This is a genomic window from Pseudoalteromonas sp. SG43-7, assembly GCF_014164295.1.
Lineage (GTDB): Bacteria > Pseudomonadota > Gammaproteobacteria > Enterobacterales > Alteromonadaceae > Pseudoalteromonas > Pseudoalteromonas rhizosphaerae.
In genome coordinates, this window is the sequence record NZ_JACJEY010000006.1 from 1 (window position 1) to 19,312 (window position 19,312).

Sequence of the window (19,312 nt, forward strand, 5' to 3'; positions counted from 1 at the left end):
ATATTTAACCATTCTAGCGAGCTAAATAAAGCGCTAACTGCGTTATAATTTTTTCAAGTAGAACAACTACATGTCAAAATTTACGCCTTGTTATCACTGTATTTATCTGTCGCTATAAATGGTCATTAACTTAACACGATTGGTATAAGAGCTGTTTTATTTAACAAACACTTATAGCAAGCGCAGTTTAAAAACGCGCTCTTACACCTATACTAAATGAGCGACCAGGAAGTGGTGCTTCGTCTTTTAAGTAAGATGAGTGCACGCGCGCTTCTTGATCGGTTAGATTGTCGGCTTTTAAATACAATGTCATGTCAACGTTACCTAAATCAAGGTAGTAGTTAGCAGCGGCTGATAGCATGGTATAGCCGTCGGTGGTGGTTTCGTTTGCAGCAATTTTATCTTGCTTACTGTTGCGAGTGACTTCTACTTCAGTGTGCCAATTACCGTATTCATAATGTATTGAAGAACCAACACGTAATGGTGGGATCCTTGGTACGTTACCGCCTTTATCTAGTTTAGCGCGGGTATAATCCGAAAACACATCCAGACGCCATTGTTCGTTTAAGTGCCAGTCAACTTGTGCTTCAAAACCATAGAGTTTAGCATCTCCTTGCGCAAAATTTACCACAGGTAAGCCATCAGTCTCTTCATCTGAAGCTGCACCTGTATCTTGTAATTGATCATAAGCTTGGGAAGTAATAAACTCACCATCACTTAGTACAAGGTTGCTAAAGTCTTCGTAAATATAATCGTCAATTTGGTTCTGGAATATACTGATGCTGGCATTCCAGCTATCAGCGTTATAGCGATATGTAGCGTCTAAGTTGTTTGATACTTCTTTATCCATACTCTGGGCAACTTGAGCCACAGAGTAAGTACCATCACTGTTATTAACAACATCAAAAGCACCGCCTACTTCATATGTGCCTGAGCCTATGTGTGGGCCGTAGGCATAAATTTCTGATGCCGAAGGAGCTCGTTGTGAATATGCATAATTAAATGCTAATGAGTGCTTGTCGTTAATGCTCCAAACTACTCCTGCAGAGCCTGAAACCGCCGTGTAATCTTCATCTGCAAATGAGATACTATTATCGTTTGATAGCTCATCAAAAAATTGGTTATTCACTTTATGGGTTAGTTGCTCCACGCGTGTACCAAGCTGCCACAATAAAGCACCTGTTTGTTTTTCTTCCATTAAAAATGCGGCTAAACTGTCGGTTTTTGTTGGTGGTGTGAAGGCTTCTTCGCCAATCGCTTCAAAATCACTTTTGTTATAATGTAAGCCCATTATACCGTGCCAACCATAAACCGCGCTGTGCTCTGCCCATAGTCTAGACTCGATACTTTCATTTTTAAAAGTAGTGCCTATTTCAGTCCCTTCAATTTCTGAGTGTTGGTAATCAGTATATGCATTTTGCCAATGCACCGATTTTATAAAACCGTCAAGATTATTCCAATCAACAACACCTTGATAGCGGTCTTGTTTTAACTTAATAAATACGCCATCTTCACCCGGTAAACCGTATTCTGAGTCCATTGAGCCATAGGCAAAAGCGACGCGTGTATCGTCAGTGATCCAGCCAGCTCCTAAGTTATAACCGTGTGCATCGATTGCTGAGTTTGAGAGTTTAGTACTGCCACCATGTTCATTAATATCAGCGGGAGCAGGTATTTTATAGTCACCGGTATTACGGTTGTAAGCATCAATATGAACTGCAAAGTCCCCCGTTCCGGCATTTAAATCAGTAGATGTTGTTTTTGAATCTGCTACGTTATCGTACTGAGCAAATACTTCTCCAGTAATACCTTGTTGTCTTTCAATGGGGAGGCGGTTATCAACCACATTAACAACGCCGCCAATTGCACCACTACCATAAAGCAAAGTAGCAGGGCCGCGTAATACTTCAATTTGTGTGGCCGTAGAGGTTTCGGTTGATACTTGGTGATCGGGGCCAACGCGTGATGCATCAGATGCGCCTAATCCGTTTTGTACAACCTTGATTCGAGGTCCATCTAATCCTCGGATAATTGGGCTACTGGCAACGGGTCCAAAATAAGAGCTGTGTACACCTGGCACATTTTTTAAGGTTTCGCCAAGGGTTGCTGCTTGGTGCTGATCAAGCTCTTCGCCACTAAGAATTGATACTGGGGTGCTTGATTCAAGTACGGTACGTTTAAGCGGTGAAGCTGTAATAACAATTTTTTCTAAATCGCTTTCATCTTTTTGTATTTGTTTCTCTGCTGCCATTGCGTGTGTACTGATAGCAGTTAATACCGCCAAAACTAATGGTGAATACTTAATTTTCATTGTTTAATCTCTAAAATTTGCACTAAAACTGGCTGCTTACCCAATGGTAAACAGTCTTTATAAAACGGTTTTTTAACAGTAAACTTTAAAGAGTATTCGGTGGATCACGATTACCTGAAAACGCAACGGTTGCGCTAAATTGCGGGGAGTGTAAGGCTAAAACAGCGCTGTAGCGGTTGCTTTCAGGTTCAAATATACTGGTGGTAGGAGATATTAAATCGTCAAAATCAAACGAACTCATGCAGAGTTGGCACTCTGTGCTGCTTTGTACTGCGTGAACAGTTGAGTGCCACTGTGAAAAAACACTGAACAGCAGTAAAAGCACCATTAAATATTTTAATAGCGTTTTATTGTGTCTGAGTGAGTGTAAATTCATGTGTTTCATCAAGTGATAGTATAACGTTGTTTTTTTTGCAATGTCGAGAGCTGAATAAGTAAAATAATCTGTTTAATTATAAGTTTTTACTTTGTTATTTATAATCAGTGGTTTATGTTTTATTTTGATAAATAAAACCTCTAGATCAGACATCAATCAGGGAATAGGCTGTGCTTTGTTAGTTTGCCATTTTTTTATCAGTTCAACGCTTTTACCCAAAAACGATAATTTATAGGCTGTCGTTATGAGTGACAACGTCACTAGCGATATAGACTGAGCAGCCATATTTGCTTGCTTTTAAAAGTAAGTTTGCATTTTAGGTAATTTCAAGGTGGAGGTTAGATATTTAAAAATCATACCAATCATACTAAATTAGTGAGCCATATGTTAGAAAAAAGCCGAATCGTTGTACGGTTCGGCCTCATAAACTTACCTTTTTTAATACTTAATTAGCTAATCAGAATAGCATTTTATTTTTTCTTTTCACTCGGGACCGGTTGGCCATATTTAGGCGAACGAGGACCATATAGTAGGCCGTTGTAAGCGTCTGATGAAAGTAAGCGCGTTGATGCGATAGCAGCAATTTCGAAACCTTTGTCTGTTACAGTTTCTGCTATTTGGTTAATTGCTGCCACTACCAGCATGCCTACAAGTCCACCGCCGCCATTATTTTGCTGCTCGGCAGAGGAAGCTCTTGCTTTACCTTGCCACAATTGTTCACCAGTGCGTAAATCGACTAAAGATGCGGAAACAGTTACAGCTGTTTCACTTGAAATTACAACGTAGCTGGTGCCGTATTCTTCAATAGTAATATAAAGTGCCGAGTCAGCACCAAAAATATCGTGTAACTTTTTAATAGGAACTTGATGCACGTCGCTTGCAACTGAAAGGCCATTCCCTTTAAAGGTTTGCTCAACGAGCGCAACAGGAAAAACATAAAAGCCGGATTCTGCAATAGGTGCAACCATTTGGGTCATTACACTGTAAGGCGCTATAACTTCAGGTGTATTATTGAGCGGTGGCAGGATAATAACTGAGTGTGGATCAGCTTGTTTAAACGCTGTGTAATCATGAGTCGGTGGTGGCGAAACGCAACCCGCTAATAATGCAAACAGCGCAGTTGCTGTTATTGATTTAAAGTTCAACATGTTAAACGCCTTTCGCAGATTTTAGAAGGAAGTCTATATACTGAACCGACTCTGGGAAAAGTGACTTTTCAGTTTCAAAGTGGCTAGCACCTAAAGTAGGGTCACCTGTTTCAAAGTACAGCATGCCTAAATGAGCATGCAAGCCAGGTGCAACAATTTTACTTTTGTTTGCTGCATCTGCAATAACTTGCTCAAGCATGTTAATTTGCTGTTCAACTGTTACTTCATCTGCTTTTAGGTATGCGTATACGGCTGAGCTGTATTCGCCATAATAATAGATAGGCTCTTTAGTTGAGCTACAGCCTGTAAGCGCAGCACATACTAAGGCTAAAGTAATTAGCCTTTTCATTATTTACTGCCCCATAGGCCTGATTCAAGTCCTGTAACAAGCTTGTTTACGACTTCACGAATGGCTAAATCAAGCACTTTGCCATTTAAGGTTGCATCGTATGAAGCGGTACTACCAAAACCAATAACTTCACGCTCAGATAGGCTGTATTCACCAGCTCCCTGAACTGAGTAGATAACTTCTGATGTAGTAACATCGACAATGTTTAGTGTTACTTTAGCGTAAGCTATTTGTGATTTACCTTTGCCTAATAAACCAAACAACTGTCGATCGCCAATAGCTTTGCGACCAAACTCTGTCACATCACCTGTTACCACAAATTTAGCGCCGCTAATAACTTGTTTTGTACCAGTTAGTTTTGCTTCTTCAGCAAGTGCGGTCATATTATCGCGATCAAGTACACTAAAACGGTTTGTTTGTTGTAAGTGGCTCATTAATGCTGTTTTAGCTTGGCTACCTAAACGGTCTTGCCCAGATGAGAATATGCCATTTTGAAAACTTGAACGGTTAACAAATTGCCCAACTACCAACTTACTTTTAGTGCCACTGTAGTTAGTGTTATAGCTAGCAACTGTTGGGGTTTCAACAACTTTAGATGATGTTGTAGCGCAACCTGCTAAAGTTGATGCTGCAACCGCAGAAATTATTATTGTTTTTATGTGATTTTTGCTTATATGCATAAGGAATTATATCCGTTTAAAATAATTGCAGAAAGTGATTTGGATGCCAATGTTTAATATTTATATTTGTTAGTTAATTACCTATTATAACTACCAATACCATCCACTTTTATAAACAAAAAATTATGTAAAGGCAATGTTATTCTTTACTTTATAGGTACCAGTCAGTGGTAGTCTGATTTTTGTATGATCCAGCAGCAAGGAAAGTTTAAGGAGATGGGGTAGCACTTTTTCATCTTTGAAATAATTTCTGTTTTAATTTATTGAAGCAGTGATTGGTATTATTTCAATTAAAAGTAGGTGGTTGTTTCAACTGCTATCAGTTGTAGAGCTAATAGCAGTATGTTTTATTGTGTTTTAAAGGGCTAATAGGCTTTGCTCTAACATTGCTTGAATTTGTTTGACTATTTTAGCTTCTGTTTCTGGTTCAAACTGCGCTATACGTGGCGTATGGATATGCCCAGTAGGAATATCTGAATTGAGTTGATCGCGCAGGCGAATACTGCGGTACGAAATTTCGTTAGACAGGTAACCACCGCCGCCGCCTTTTACTGCAATCGCATCTTTTAGTTCAGCTAAAGTTTTAGGTTCAAAGGCTTTTTCGAGTGTAACAACTTTATGATTGTCATTTATCGGAAATGGCCCTTTGGCTTGCTGCATTTGCGTGGCGGGCAAACTGAATTGCACAAACTCACTCCCTGGGAGTGGACGGTCGTTTAAACTTGGAATCAGTGGCGCTTTTGCTGTGCCGCCATAGACAATATTTGCATTGTCGGGGGCGGTTACGCTGCGCCGCTTACCTGGAAAGCGTTCAAGGTCAAAGTCTTTACTACCCATGCTCACGGTAACTATCATATCTACGTTATTCAGAGCGTAATAAGGGGCGAGTAGTTCTTCAATAATACCTTGATCAAAGTCTTCATAGCGAACAGGCACCATCACAGTATTTATTTCGGCACTGATACCTTGATAAGTAATTACTTGGCCGTCGAGTAATAATGCGGCTACACCGGATGGATTACTTTGATTGATGTTTCTATCCAGTAAGAATGGATCAAAGCCAGTTAGTAAAATCTTTTTGGTGGTGTTTTTAGAGTAGGCTAGGTCGGTGCGTCCTCTGCTGCCATTTTCTAGCATTGTTAATAATGCGCTTTGCTCGGCAGTTGTTAATGCAAATTCAGGTTTTGTTGTACGGATTATTTTACTTGAAAGTAGGCGAGCCCAGTAAAGTGCTCTGTCATCGTAGCTTTTAGTGACGGTAATGTGTTGTTTGGCGTTGAGCCAGAGTTGGCTTGAGTAATCATGTAGTAAGTCAGTTGCCTGTTTAAAGTTTCTTAGGCTTTTCCAGCTTTGTTCAAATTGCGCGATATCCTCAGAAAATATATCTAAAACTTGTGGCATAGCGGTTGTGGCTTGCTTAATACGCAGCTCTTCAACCGTTGGGTTAGCGCTAAAAACAGAACCCGAAGAGAAGATTAAGCTTGCGGCTAAAAGTCGTTTGATCATGGTTTTCCTATATAAGCAGTTTTAATAGTTTCAATGCAAAGGCTACTATCGGATGTAGAGCGAGTAAGCGCAAATAAATACGTTGAGTATTGGGTCGTAACTCCCACCTTTAACGTTTAATCAGCCTCTAGAGCCTATTTTCATAAACTGTTATCCTTCACTCATTAAGTTATAACTGAGTAAACAGCATGATTAATGATAACGATGTAATTGACACCCTCGCAGAGCTAGAAGCTTTTTTATTACTGATTGATAATGGTGGATTGGGCTTAAAAAATATAGCCGGTGTGGCACTGGCGACCAATAATACCAATGGTCGCCCGTTTGTAGCTGTACTTGATGATAACCATAAGTTGTTGTTAGGCCGCTGGGTTACACAAGATGTGTTTGAAAACGGTAAAGAGCTTGTTCGTAGTGGGCCTAAAAAGCTACATTAATTTTGGAAAAGCGATTGAAGGCAGCTATTAACTTACTTAGCTTGGGGGGGCCAGCCGAAGTGAGCTTAATTTATACAACATTCATTTTTATAAAAATGCGGAGCATAAAGGCGGGGAGTTTAAAACGTATGCGGGCAATGACAAAGGTCATCTTATAGGCTACCTTTCTGAGCGTAAATTATCAGCTGCTCAATTAAAGCAGGTAAATTGAAGCTGTTACCTGCTTTTGTAATATCGAAAATGAATTGCTATTTTTTTAGTTCTGCGGTTTCGTCTTGCGTTTGAAAGTCTTTAAACAGGTCACCCTGTGGTTCCTCGGTATCAAAGACTGCATTGTTTTCTTCATATTCATCATCAATTTCATCGACCACCAACATTTGCTCGTGGGCAGTCGTTTCTTCTATTCGTGGATCCATGGTCGCAGCCAGTGGCGAGTTGGTAACGTCTGATGTGCCTACAACGTAATCACTCGACTCTGGTTGTTCTACTTTTTGTTTCGAATTAATGTAAGTGAGTAATAAGTACATTATCACCGTTAATAATGCGATGGAGGCATAAAGGGCTTGGTGACCAAAATAGGTCATAACTTGTGCATTGGCAGTTGAACCAAGTGCTGCACCGGCTCCAAAAACAACTAATAACGCAGATGACACGCCAACGCGCTCTTCATCTGCAACGCGTGAATTAGCTAAGGCTGAGGATAATGGATATAAAGTAAAGGCGAACAAGCCAAACATAAAAGTGAGTGCAAAGGCGAGTGTTTGCGTAATAGGTAGAAAAAATAAAGCAAGGCTAACTACACCAATCGCAACCGCATTGGTGCGGATCAACACGCTACGACGTACTTTATCCGACAATATCCCCATTGGCCATTGCGCGATCAGACCTGCAAAAATAGTGGCAGACATAAAAATGGCAATTTCTGACGAATTAAACCCAGATGACTTGGCAAATGTTGGTGCAAGGCCGTAAAAGCTGCCATTTATAATACCCGCAAAGTGAACAGCTGTAAGTGATTGCGGTACTTTTTTAAAGTAGTCAAACAGACTGACTTGAATTGGTTTTAATGGCTTGGGGTGAATCCTACGAGTGATTGAAATAGGAATAATGCCAATTGCCAGTGCCATGCACACTAAAAATAGTGGTGCATAGCCAAGCTCTGGGAATTCGGCTAATGCAAATTGACCTAAAATCATACCCAGATAAGAGGTGATCATATAAAACGAAAACACTCGCCCGCGAGACTCTGGTGCAGCTTGTTCGTTGAGCCAGCTTTCGAGCACCATGTAGTTACACATCATACCAAGGCCTACAAATAGTCGCAGGGCTAACCATAAATAAATATTATCGCTAACGCCGTGTGCTGCAACGCAGGCTAAAACAGCGGCGGTACTGGCTGCAAAGGTCCTAATATGGCCGACCGATTTAATAAGGTGATAACCAAGCTTTGAGCCAAGCAACAAACCCATGTAATAACATGAGGTCATTAACCCGATCCAAAAGGTCGAGATGCCATTTTTCCCTAAATAGAGGGCTAAATAGGTGGTGAGTAAACCGGTGCCAATAATTAAAAATAGATTAGCAAAATACAGCGAAGGAAATGATTTCATTTAAATGCAAATAGTTAGCCTAGACAAGTTGATACTAGAGTAACTAAATGTATTTTCCAAGTAGTAAATGGGTTGTTGGGTCGTTCTACTATTAACTATATTCTGATTAGTATTGAGTACTAAGCATTTATTACTTGGTTTTTTAGCGAATGTTATGGTGGCGCTTGCAGTAAAATAGACACGTTATGGTTTAGTGTGCAATAAAGTCACTCATCAATCTAATGGATACGCTATTACTATGATTTGTATTAATTTATCGATACACAAGTAGTAAGTGTGAGGTGTTTATTGCTACACTGAATTACCTAATTTAGCGAAGTCTCAATGAAACTAATGAAAAAAATAGTTATCACTTTATTTATTATGTTGGCACTGAGTGCTTGCAGTAAGCCAATACCCGCAGATAAGTTTGCTTATATAGGTTATTGGCAAGGTCCTGGCATGTATCTAGAAATACTCCCAGATGGAACTTTTGACTATCAACGAGGTGGAACTTCTATTTCATCATCCGTTGATGAGTTTGATGGCGATAATTTCTTAGTTGATATGCTTATAATGAATACAACTTTTGAGGTTTCGCAACCACCATTTTTTAGCGATGGGCAGTGGTCAATGGTTGTTGATGGAGTAAGATTAACAAGGACGGATGACTAACTTACTCTGCGTTTATGTTAACTACTATAAAATAAACTAATTGGTATCGGTGATTCATAATGATAATAACAGCGTTTCATAGCTTAACAGCGTTCTGTGTACTGACTTTCTTTGTGTTTAGCCACTTAGCTATTGCTCAGCAAGTTGATGGTTTTCAGCATACATTGATTGATGGTAAGCCTTCACTTCGTGGTTCGGCGATATTTGATCAATCGTTGTGGGTCACAGGTACCAATAATAGTGTATGGGTGAGTCAAGATGGCGGTAAACATTGGCATGATCGCAGTGTAAAAAGCAGCATAAATAATGATTTTCGTGATATTGCGGTGTTTGATACGCAAACCGCGATTGTAATGAGTGTTGGCTCAGGTAAACAGTCTTCATTATATAAAACAACAGATGCAGGTAAAAGTTGGCAATTATTGTTACAGAATCAGGATCAGGCAGGTTTTTTTGATTCAATTGCATTTTGGGATCAAGACAATGGTTTATTAATGGGTGATCCTGTCGATGGTTATTATGTAGTTAAACGTACACAAGATGGCGGCAAAACATGGACACGAACCGATAAAGTAAATTTACCTAGCTTAATACCTTCAGAGTCCGCATTTGCCGCCAGTGGTAATACACTCATTGTAGGAAAAGATAATCAAGCATGGTTAACAACGGGTGGAAAGTCGGCTTCTGTTTATCACTCAAATGATGGTGGACTATCTTGGCTAAGGAAAAGTGTTCCTTTGTATCGTAGCGCGGATACTGCTGGTGGTTATGGTCTGGCTTTGAATAGTGATGATGATTTATTTGTTGTTGGTGGTGATTACCTGCAACGTGACAAAAACTATCCAAATATGGCACGGTATGACGTTACAAAAAATCGTTGGAAACATGTTAAATCGGGTGACCGTGGACTAAGAAGTGCGATGGCATGTAACGCATTCGCTTGCATTGCAACGGGTAAAACAGGCAGTGACATTTCATACGATCAAGGAAATACGTGGCAACCACTTGCTAATCCAAAATATGATAATACCGGCTATTTTACATTAAGCGCCAGTAATGCTCGTTTTTTATTTGCAGGTTCTGAGGGCAAAGTAGCTGTTTTAATAATACCGACTGAATAATTAGTTTGATTAAAGAGTCACTAGTGCTTAAAGGCTTTATTTTTCAGAGGTTATCGGCTTTTATCGCTGATTTAGCCTACTTTAGCGCGTTGTTATGGCATCACACTTTTGGCTATAGTAAGTTTAGATTGAAAATTCATCAATAAAAACATAGTTAAACTAACTATGAAGGTACTTTATGAAAAATAATAAAATGACAAAATTTATAGGGTTATTTTGCTGTTTAATTTTTGCAAGCTTCATACAAGCAGAAGAAAATAAGCAGGAAGATAAAAGAGCTGAATATATTCGCTCTCATTATGCTAAATACGAGTACCAAATACCAATGCGCGATGGTACTAAATTATTTACAGCGGTTTATGTACCTTATGATAAATCAAGTAAATATCCAATCATGATGCAACGCACGCCGTATCGTGTTGCTCCCTATGGTGTAGATAAGTATAAAGCCAAGTTAGGGCCCAGTGAGATTTTTGAAGGAGAAGGGTTTATTTTTGTTTTTCAAGATGTTCGCGGTAAGTTTATGTCTGAGGGTAGCTATGTAAATATGCGTCCTCAAGATGCCGGAGACAAAGGTGGTAAAGCGGTTGATGATGCAACCGATACTTACGATACCATTGACTGGCTAGTTAAAAATATCCCAAACAACAATGGCAAAGTAGGCATGTGGGGTACCTCTTATCCTGGTTACTACACGTCGGTGGCTGCAATTAATAGTCACAAAGCATTAAAAGCGATTTCACCACAGGCTCCTATTGCTAACTGGTTTTATGATGACTTTCATCGCAACGGAGCTTTTTCAACACCAATGGCATTTATCTTTTTCGATACCTTTGATAAACAACGGGAAGGTCAGTTTGCTTATTGGCCTGAAGGAATGGATTCTACAACACCCGATGGCTATGAATTTTTCCGTAAATTAGGCCCGCTTTCAAACGTAAATAAAAAATATTTTAATGGCGAGCGTCCTTTTTGGAATGAATTAACTGAGCATCCTAATTATGATGAGTTTTGGCAAAAGCGTGATGTTTTGCAACATCTTGATAATGTAAAGCCAGCGACACTAATTGTCGGTGGGTGGTATGACACTGAAGACTTGTATGGGCCATTAGCGACCTATCAAAAAATGTCTAAGCACAATAAAAAAGATAATGTACATATCATTATGGGCCCTTGGTATCACGGTCAGTGGAATCGCGGAGAAGGCGACAAAATGGGCGAAGCTAATTTTGGCTTTGATACCAGTGAGTGGTTCCAAGAGCATATGTTACTGCCATTTTTTAAGCATAATTTAAAAGGCACTAAAGAAGCGTCTTTAGCGAAAGCGACGATTTTTGAAACGGGTGCAAACAGATGGCGTGAGTTTGATACTTGGCCGCCAAAAGAAACGAGCGATGTGACGCTTTATCTTGGTAACAACGAGCAATTATTAACTTCAACAGATAAGCAAGGTGGTTCGAGCGATTATATTAGCGACCCTAATAAACCAGTGCCACACTCTGCACATACAAGTCGAGGTTGGGATCGACCTTATATGGCTGAAGATCAGCGTTTTACAGCTCGACGTACCGATGTATTAGTATTTAATAGTGATGTAGCTAAAGAAGATCAAACTATTGCAGGTGCTATAGATCTAAACTTGTATGTTTCTACCAGCCAAAGTGCAGCGGACTTTGTTGTAAAACTAGTTGATGTATTTCCTGGTATGGATGAATCCACTAACAAAGTTGATGAAGCCACAGGTAACCGCCACGAATTAGTTAGATGGGGCATTATTCGTGGTCGTTTCAGAGACAGCATGAGTGAGCCCAAACCATTTGAGGCAAATAAACCCACTTTAGTTAATTTTGAATTACTGGATGTTTTACATACCATTAAACGCGGGCACAAGTTACAGATTCAAGTTCAAAGTAGCATGTTTCCATTTATGGATATGAACCCACAAAAGTATGTTGATAATATCTTTAAAGCCAAGGCTGAAGATTTCGTAAAAGCGCAACATAAACTTTACCATAGTGAACAATACCCAAGTTCGATTTCATTTAAAGTTATAGGGCACTAGTTAAATTGTAGCTACTGCTCTTGAATGAGAAAAAATAATAGTTGCCAGCTGATAAATATGTTTATCAGCTGGTGGTTATTAACTGTAGTAGCACCTATCTGATCTTAAAGTTTTGACACACCGGTTTATATTTCATCTGATAGACAGTTGTGAGCTGTATGCAGATATTGGTATAAGTTAAATTTAGCCCCACCGCCATAAATATTTTAATTTTGCCCGATAACATTATTCACTGCTGTTTTGATGCAAAATAACAAGCCTTGATTTTAGCTATTTTAATTACTTGTTTACAAAGGTAATTATTAATAGAATTATCAGAGTATGTAATATAGGCCGTTTTGAGGTGTTATAAGCCACCAAAATGGTGTTCAATAAGACGTTAGGCGTAAAGGGAGTTTCAACAATGTTTGGTAAAAATTCAACGATTCGAAAGTATAAATACAAACTTCGTCCCGCATTAGCTAAAAGGTATGGCGGTTCAGCAACGTATGCCAAAGGTCAAGTTGATAAAACCATTGATGAAATGGGCTTTGATAAAAGGCATATTCATTATGCATATTTAATGTATTGTGATGTTGCAACTTTCAAAGCTAATACACCTGTTAATGAATCTAGCGAGTCAATGAACAATACAATTACTTCCGTAACTGGAGTTGGGCTTTTTGGTGCTCTATTTGGTTCTTCACATTATGGCGGAGGGGGTGATGGAGGTTTTTCTAGCAGCGACTCTGGTGGCGGTGACTAATTTATGCACAACACATATAGGCGCGTTACGCAGTAATCTCTTATTGTGATTTCATCGCAGCCAGTTTTTTCCCGTATCCTTTTGGGATCGCTGAGGCACTTCGACTAAATGGATTTAGAAGGTAGAGCGAAGCAGGATGCCAGAGCCGAGACATTCATCAGTTAACCTGATCATGGCATTATTCAAGGCTGCTGGCTTCATTATTGGTAAAAGCATAAACAGTTGCCCTTACGTGGATAAATAGAAGTGAATGCCTTCACGTCATTCTGCGGCAACTGTATTGCCTTGTTCATAATCTAGAAAAACTGCAAAACACGACGCACTAATTAGTGTGAGCCATTATCACCTCAAATAAGCCACTCAAACACCTGCAATACCTTCCAAAACGGCAATTAAAACAACGCTAAGTCCTCTTTTTATATTTCATATGAAATAGAAGTAAACGATTGAATCAAAATAGGAACTCGGCTATGGTTAATGCATCAATAAAAATAAATTAAAAACGAGTAATTCTACAGGCTCGTTAGTTCTTCGTGAGAAATCGTATGAAATTAGCGATCGGAAACATAGTTTTTACTAAAGTGAAAAGTGAATACGATGAAGAATGGTATGATTGGCTTTCTTCGGAATTATCGATCCCTTTTCTGAACAACTCAAAGCTTCAGATAAGACTTGATTTCAATGATCAAGAATTAGATGAATTCAAATCTGAATTAGAGAAAACACTAAATAATACATTGGCTCTGGACAAAGGTGACAGAGAATATCTCAAGGAGCACCTATTCGCATACTATAGAGACTTTGTCTTAGACGTCGGAGAAGAGTGCCTTGAAGATATGCCAGCTCAGGAGAATGAAGATGATATATTTGAGTTCGTACATATATCATCTTTATCAATTAGCAGAAGCTCTATAACTGAGGAATTTTTCTGTCAATTTACAGGTGGATGCGATTGGGAGATTGAACATGGGATTTCTATATCTTTCAAGGACGGGAAGAATCTAGCTAAAGTTGGGGGTTATGGACACATAAATAACTCTGATGCTTACGCGGATAAATCCATGGATAAGTATATTTATTATGGCAATATCGTCAAAACATATGCAGCGGAATAGCACTAACAAGCGGTTGTAATCTGATCTCGGCAGTTGAGCCGAGAGTTGGTATGACTCCTACTTTTAAGTTAAACACACTGATCCTGTACTAGATCGAGTCAATATTAGCCCTGAGAACTGGTTAAAACTGATAACGCAGTTTACTCGTGTATTCCATGGTGCAGTCGGTCGACTATCTTCACAGACGAGCTATTGTGAAAGCTAAGGCTGGAAACGACGAGCGAACCTTAGTAACAGTGAAAGTTATTAGCCTAGCGCTGAATATCATTAATTAAACATTCACACCGCAACAATGCAATTATTTGGCTGTCTGTAATTAAAATTTTGATTCCGATAATCAGTTTTTATAAGTATTTTAAGCGTGGAAATATTTAGGTTTTTAGCTACACGGCAAGTTTTGTGGTTCAATTTTGAGAGATAAATTAAAGTGGGTATCTACATAAAATACTTCCTAAAACACCTGTAATACCTTTCAAAACGGCAATTAAAGCAACAGTAAATCCTCTTTTTATATTTCACATGAAATAGAAGTAAACGATTGAATCAATATAGGAGCTCAGCTATGGTTTAACCATCAATAAACATAAATTAAAAACGAGTTAAGCTAAAGGCTCGTTGGATATTACAGTGGGATAAACTATGGCTACACATTTGGTTTCAGAAGTGCAACATCTTGATAGAAACCCACCAGAAATTCACTACCTAATGTTGGAAGAAAGTGATAATAAATATTATTTTCGAGCAGGTGAAGTCATTGGCAGAGGTGTCGCAAGTGGAGGAGGAGAAGCTAAATTCGATATAAGCTCACTTTTGAAAATGAATGGTTATGAAACGTTTTTAAGAGATACTGATTGCGAATGGATGCACGAAATTCTAATAAACGAAAACACAACAGAAAACGAAAAATACTTAAAAGTATTAAATCGGTGCAAATTGAAAAATATTAATATTTAACAAATTGCTCCACTCCAAAAATGCAGCTGAGCAAGGCGTTGAGGCTTTTTGAGAACGATATGACATCCACTGCATTCAAAAAATTAGATGATTTCCTTAACAAGAGCGATCACGAATCAATGGATTGGTGTGATGGCGGGGAGTCCGAAATGGCTGAAAAGCTTATCGAAAAATTTGACGAGCAAGATTGGAAAACACTTAGCGAAGTATCGCAAAACAGAAGTCTTCAATGGCAGGGCTGCTTGGTCAGTATTTTATGTCCTCAGTACGGAGCAGTTGCTCAATATATTCTCGTTAAAATGACAGGTAGCAAAAATCCCGACATTGCGTTTGCAGCGATGTATGCGATCTCATTTTACTGCGGTATAAACGCAAATTCTGCAGGGCCTTTTATAGATGACTGTATTGTACATGAAGAGTTTAGAGCCAAGCTTAGATTGAACTCAGAGTTTTTGGCATCCATTCCCCAAGTAGGTAATTTGGTGGGGCGTAATTATGAACTGTTACAAAGCATTCTACGCGGCAAGCCATAACAAAGAGCTGCTAACAAGGCGTATGAGGTAGCATCTTGCTTTTTGCTACTTTTTGTTTGAATGACCGAAATGACGCATATGCGACTGTCAGATTTGATTGAATCCCACTAACCAAATCTGACAGTTCAAGGTAAGGTTTATTCATATAACGATTTTGAACATTACCTCTTAAACCCCAGCTGTGGTTTAAATTTGCTGGTTTATACACTCTCTAATTTCATTCAAGGTGGTTTCTTTTACTAATTTACCGTCTTGAAAAACAACCTCTAGCAGTCCTTGTGCTTCTTCTTGCTCGGTTACGTCATCAAACAAGGTGAGCTCGCCATTGACTCGCTCTATTTTTAAGAGCCCTTTTGCTGATTTTTTCTTTGCATCAGTTTTAGGATCTTTAAAAATAGCTAAGCGTTCACCAGCTTTGACTACGCTCGTTGCTTTTACTGCTGAGCCATGTGTATCGCGAGTCACATATTGGTAGCTGTAAGAGCCAATACCTAATACGACTTTTGATGCAAAGCCTTTATCCATCAACCTTTGTAAAATTTGGCGTTGACGGGTTAGCGTTATAGCATCACCATAAATAGCGCCAATGTGTTCATCAAGTAGCTTGTAGCCTTTTGGCGTTGTGGTGCCACCAAATATACCCCATAAACATTCGATGAGCCCTTTTACTTCACATTCCATCAGTTCAATGGTGTTGTTATCTTCAAAGCCAAAATATTGGCCATTAAAACGGTATGCTTCGTAGCCTCTTTGTAATACTTCTTTTTCAGCTTCATCTTGAGTGGTGAATAGTTCACTGTAATCAGATACCGGTGAAACAGTATATCCAGTGAGTACTTTAACCGGATCACCTGAGTCTGGGCGTATAACTAACGTGCCGTCGCGCGCCATGATTTCGTTTTTTAATTGTGGTAAGTAATCAGTTACTAACGTCCAAAAGTCCCAGGTATCAGAAACAACGCTTAAAATTCCTTTTGGTGACTGCTCTTTCATTAAGTATTTGAAAAACTCAATTTCACCTTCCATGATCCATGAGCACGTAACCGAATGTTCTGTTGCATCAACAGAGCAACCTACAAGCTCGTTATCTACATTAGCGCCGTAATATTTTTCGGCAAATAAAACAGCAGGAATGGTGTCTGTGCCTACCAGTCCTGATGCTAAATGACCAAAACCACTCATAGCGGCAGCATGTTTGCCGAACATCCCTCTAAAGCTAAAGTCATGCCCTTGGAAAGGTACAAACTCCATAGGCATTGCTGTTTTTTGTGCAAATTCTTTAAATACTTTTAAATAGGCAACAGAGGTTGTGGTACTTGTTTGGATTGGCCAGTTTTCGCAGCTTAGTACCGTTTCAATCATATTTGTTAACCATTGAAAACCGGCTTTAGTATTGACGATTGTCATAGGCGGAACTAAATAAGGGACTAGCGTTCCCTCTGGTAATGCTTTTATTTTCAATGGTAAATAACCTAAGTCATGTAAGTCTTCTAAATACTTTACATCAACAGTATAACCAAGCATTGAGCTCATAATACGTTTGTGATTAGCAACTGCTGTTGCCTTATCCACTTTGAAAAACTCATTCCATTCTTCTAAAAGGTAGCTTTTAATAAAGTACTGTAGACCAACAAACGCCACTTTATCGTTATTTTCTATGTTACTAAGCTTTCCGCTTCTTGATGTGAAGTTTGCATATACTTCACTTACGTCAGGGTGATAGGCGCGGCTATGGAATTCTTTATAAACATCTTTTTGCATACTTGCAGCTATAATAGTCATGGTGTTTTCCTTACATCTCAATAATTTCTAAATTAATGTTGTTACTATGTTTAAATTCATTAGCTGGTTTAAACGAGTCAGTCGTGTAAATTTTGTCTATTAGTCCTTCAAAAACATCAAGCCCTTTTGAAAAAATACCGTGGGTAATAAAAAGAGAAACTTCAACTGCACCATTATTTTTTAGAACTTTGGCAAGCTCAATAAATGTTCTGCCACCATCGCAAATATCATCGGCAATCAGCACGCTTTTACCTTTAACATCGCCAATAATTTCTGTTTTGATTATTTCGCCTGTTTTTAAGTTTCTGACTTTTTGTGCTTGAATAACCTCAGGTACACCATTGAACTTTTCTGAAATTTTAATGGTCTTTTTGCTTGCGCCCGCATCAGGAGAAATAAGGGTCAGCTCCCCTTGTGACAAACGTTGGCTTAGCTCTTCGCAGCGGGCGAGTAGCGAAATTTGTTCAATATTGTTCACTTTATTTATTAAAGCTGGAGATACATCGCTATGGGCATCCCAAATAGTAACCTTTGCAAAGTTTAAGTTATTAATAAACTTTGCCATAACAGCAGCACCTAAAGCTTCTCCTTCAACGCATACTCTATCTTGGCGAGCATAAGGAAAGTAAGGAATAACAAGTTCAATAGGTGTGCTTTCATTTGTTAATCTTTTTAACGCATCGACAGCAATCATTAATCTAACCATGTTTGAAGAGTTGGTTAGCCGTTCAAAAATCTCTATTTTTTTAGAGTCTGAAAAATTAGCGGTATTAAATCTGACATGTTCTTCACCACCAGAAAAAGTGAAATTATCATAATCGATTAACGATTTACTTCCTGCTGAGTCATAGCTAAATACTTTCATTTTTTTGTCCTTTGAATGTTTGTGTCCTAACGACACAAATAAGTTATCAAATGTACTCATTACATTCAAGCTATTTTTTAAACTAAATTACTGAACTTATGATAGGTGTATGATTGTACTATAGGTTGAAATTGAGAAGTGTTTGATTTATTGTGTCATTAAGACATTAACTTAGCGTGAGCATATTGTGGCTAATCATTACGATATTACTGAATATAAAAACCCTTTATTTACAGTCGACAGTGTACTGTTCACAGTTAAAGAGGGCGCTTTAAAGGTTTTAATGGTAAAGCGTGCAAGCGAGCCTTTTGCTGGTAGATGGGGTCTCCCTGGCGGATTTGTAAATGTTGATATTGATGACAATGTTGGCATGACTGCGCTGCGTAAACTTAAAGAAAAAACCAGTGTTGCCCCTCAGTATTTAGAGCAATTACAAACGTATTCAGGAGTTAACCGAGATCCTAGAGGTTTTAGTGTTACTTTGGTTTATTTTGCATTAATTGCAGAGGCGCAAGTATCAACTCATATAGCAACTGTTGATGATGCAAAATGGATAGATCTAAATAAACTAACTGAATTACCTGTCGCTTTTGATCATAAGTTTATAATTGAACAAGCAAAAGAGCGGTTAAAACAGAAAGCGCTTTATTCAATGATCCCCGTATATTGTTTACCAGAGCACTTTACTGTTGGACAGTTTAAGTTAGTGATTGAAACTATTCTTGGTAAACCAGTACAGCGAAAGAGTATTATTAGGCGTATTGAAGCAGCTGATATGTTTGAAAAAGTCGATGAAAAAGTGAAGTCTGGTGGTCGCTTAGCGCAGCTATATAAAGTAAAACCTGATGTAGATATTGTGAACTTTGAACGTAACTTGAGTGTTTAATGTATAAGGTGAAGCGCTCCTAGACTCATTTATAAGAGCGCTAGTTTATTCCTGCTTATATGAGTATGTACTAGCTCAGACTAGATTATATTGAAGTATTTTAAAATCGAGTTAGACTGCACAACCATCTTGGCTATCAGTCCCCCCCGAAGAGTTTAAAACTAGGTATAAATCGGCA

The 19,312-nt window shown here is 38.7% G+C and carries 18 protein-coding genes and 1 pseudogene; 10 read left to right on the forward strand and 9 right to left on the reverse strand.

Annotated elements, in window-relative coordinates:
• Window positions 1-187: 187 nt before the first annotated feature.
• From H5200_RS03765 to H5200_RS03790, 6 genes are all read right to left on the reverse strand, one after another.
• Window positions 188-2,311 (reverse strand): TonB-dependent receptor, encoded by a 2,124-nt coding sequence (locus H5200_RS03765; protein ID WP_182760967.1) that lies wholly within the window; start codon window positions 2,309-2,311, stop codon window positions 188-190.
• 85 nt (window positions 2,312-2,396) lie between these two features.
• Entirely contained in the window at window positions 2,397-2,552 is a 156-nt protein-coding gene (locus H5200_RS03770; RefSeq protein WP_182735724.1) for a hypothetical protein, read from the reverse strand.
• 605 nt (window positions 2,553-3,157) lie between these two features.
• On the reverse strand, window positions 3,158-3,835 hold the full coding sequence (locus tag H5200_RS03775; RefSeq protein ID WP_182760968.1) for a DUF799 domain-containing protein: 678 nt from the start codon (window positions 3,833-3,835) through the stop codon (window positions 3,158-3,160).
• Window position 3,836: 1 nt separating this feature from the next.
• Window positions 3,837-4,184 (reverse strand): DUF4810 domain-containing protein, encoded by a 348-nt coding sequence (locus H5200_RS03780; protein WP_182760969.1) that lies wholly within the window; start codon window positions 4,182-4,184, stop codon window positions 3,837-3,839.
• Complete coding sequence (locus tag H5200_RS03785) at window positions 4,184-4,864, reverse strand: CsgG/HfaB family protein (protein ID WP_182760970.1); 681 nt, start codon at window positions 4,862-4,864, stop codon at window positions 4,184-4,186. The genes H5200_RS03780 and H5200_RS03785 overlap by 1 nt, the downstream gene beginning before the upstream one ends.
• A 357-nt stretch (window positions 4,865-5,221) precedes the next feature.
• Window positions 5,222-6,370: a hypothetical protein gene (locus H5200_RS03790; protein WP_182719562.1), complete on the reverse strand. Its 1,149-nt coding sequence runs from the start codon at window positions 6,368-6,370 to the stop codon at window positions 5,222-5,224.
• A gap of 188 nt (window positions 6,371-6,558) precedes the next feature.
• On the opposite strand from H5200_RS03790, the gene H5200_RS03795 reads away from it, so the two are divergent.
• Together H5200_RS03795 and H5200_RS03800 are read left to right on the forward strand one after the other, a co-directional pair.
• Window positions 6,559-6,807 carry a hypothetical protein gene (locus H5200_RS03795; RefSeq protein WP_149982739.1) on the forward strand — a complete coding sequence of 83 codons (249 nt, stop codon included), beginning with the start codon at window positions 6,559-6,561 and terminating at the stop codon, window positions 6,805-6,807.
• A 70-nt stretch (window positions 6,808-6,877) separates the two neighbouring features.
• Window positions 6,878-7,018, forward strand: a pseudogene (locus tag H5200_RS03800) (delta-class carbonic anhydrase); the annotation flags it as partial.
• Window positions 7,019-7,055: 37 nt separating this feature from the next.
• On the opposite strand, the gene H5200_RS03805 reads toward H5200_RS03800, so the two are convergent.
• Complete coding sequence (locus tag H5200_RS03805; protein ID WP_182760971.1) at window positions 7,056-8,417, reverse strand: MFS transporter; 1,362 nt, start codon at window positions 8,415-8,417, stop codon at window positions 7,056-7,058.
• A gap of 333 nt (window positions 8,418-8,750) precedes the next feature.
• On the opposite strand from H5200_RS03805, the gene H5200_RS03810 reads away from it, so the two are divergent.
• The 7 genes from H5200_RS03810 to H5200_RS03840 all read left to right on the forward strand — a co-directional run bounded on the left by H5200_RS03810 (window position 8,751) and on the right by H5200_RS03840 (window position 15,601).
• Window positions 8,751-9,071: a membrane lipoprotein lipid attachment site-containing protein gene (locus H5200_RS03810; RefSeq protein ID WP_182719567.1), complete on the forward strand. Its 321-nt coding sequence runs from the start codon at window positions 8,751-8,753 to the stop codon at window positions 9,069-9,071.
• A 59-nt stretch (window positions 9,072-9,130) separates the two neighbouring features.
• Window positions 9,131-10,192, forward strand: coding sequence for a YCF48-related protein (locus H5200_RS03815; RefSeq protein WP_182760972.1), 1,062 nt, complete (start codon window positions 9,131-9,133; stop codon window positions 10,190-10,192).
• A gap of 178 nt (window positions 10,193-10,370) precedes the next feature.
• Window positions 10,371-12,254, forward strand: a complete 1,884-nt coding sequence (locus tag H5200_RS03820; RefSeq protein ID WP_259399168.1) for a CocE/NonD family hydrolase — start codon at window positions 10,371-10,373, stop codon at window positions 12,252-12,254.
• Window positions 12,255-12,657: 403 nt separating this feature from the next.
• Window positions 12,658-12,999 carry a DUF6559 family protein gene (locus tag H5200_RS03825; protein ID WP_182719565.1) on the forward strand — a complete coding sequence of 114 codons (342 nt, stop codon included), beginning with the start codon at window positions 12,658-12,660 and terminating at the stop codon, window positions 12,997-12,999.
• Between the two features lie 545 nt (window positions 13,000-13,544).
• Window positions 13,545-14,114, forward strand: coding sequence for a DUF6985 domain-containing protein (locus H5200_RS03830; protein WP_182760973.1), 570 nt, complete (start codon window positions 13,545-13,547; stop codon window positions 14,112-14,114).
• Between the two features lie 639 nt (window positions 14,115-14,753).
• Window positions 14,754-15,068, forward strand: coding sequence for a hypothetical protein (locus tag H5200_RS03835; protein WP_182717985.1), 315 nt, complete (start codon window positions 14,754-14,756; stop codon window positions 15,066-15,068).
• A gap of 149 nt (window positions 15,069-15,217) precedes the next feature.
• A complete protein-coding gene (locus H5200_RS03840) occupies window positions 15,218-15,601 on the forward strand; it encodes a hypothetical protein (protein WP_182760974.1) in 384 nt (127 codons plus the stop codon).
• A gap of 186 nt (window positions 15,602-15,787) precedes the next feature.
• Here H5200_RS03840 and H5200_RS03845 read toward each other — a convergent pair whose 3' ends face one another.
• Together H5200_RS03845 and prs are read right to left on the reverse strand one after the other, a co-directional pair.
• Window positions 15,788-17,383, reverse strand: coding sequence for a nicotinate phosphoribosyltransferase (locus H5200_RS03845; RefSeq protein WP_182760975.1), 1,596 nt, complete (start codon window positions 17,381-17,383; stop codon window positions 15,788-15,790).
• A 10-nt stretch (window positions 17,384-17,393) separates the two neighbouring features.
• On the reverse strand, window positions 17,394-18,248 hold the full coding sequence (gene prs / locus H5200_RS03850; protein WP_182760976.1) for a ribose-phosphate diphosphokinase: 855 nt from the start codon (window positions 18,246-18,248) through the stop codon (window positions 17,394-17,396).
• A 187-nt stretch (window positions 18,249-18,435) separates the two neighbouring features.
• On the opposite strand from prs, the gene H5200_RS03855 reads away from it, so the two are divergent.
• On the forward strand, window positions 18,436-19,134 hold the full coding sequence (locus H5200_RS03855) for an NrtR DNA-binding winged helix domain-containing protein (protein ID WP_149981773.1): 699 nt from the start codon (window positions 18,436-18,438) through the stop codon (window positions 19,132-19,134).
• Window positions 19,135-19,312: the final 178 nt, after the last annotated feature.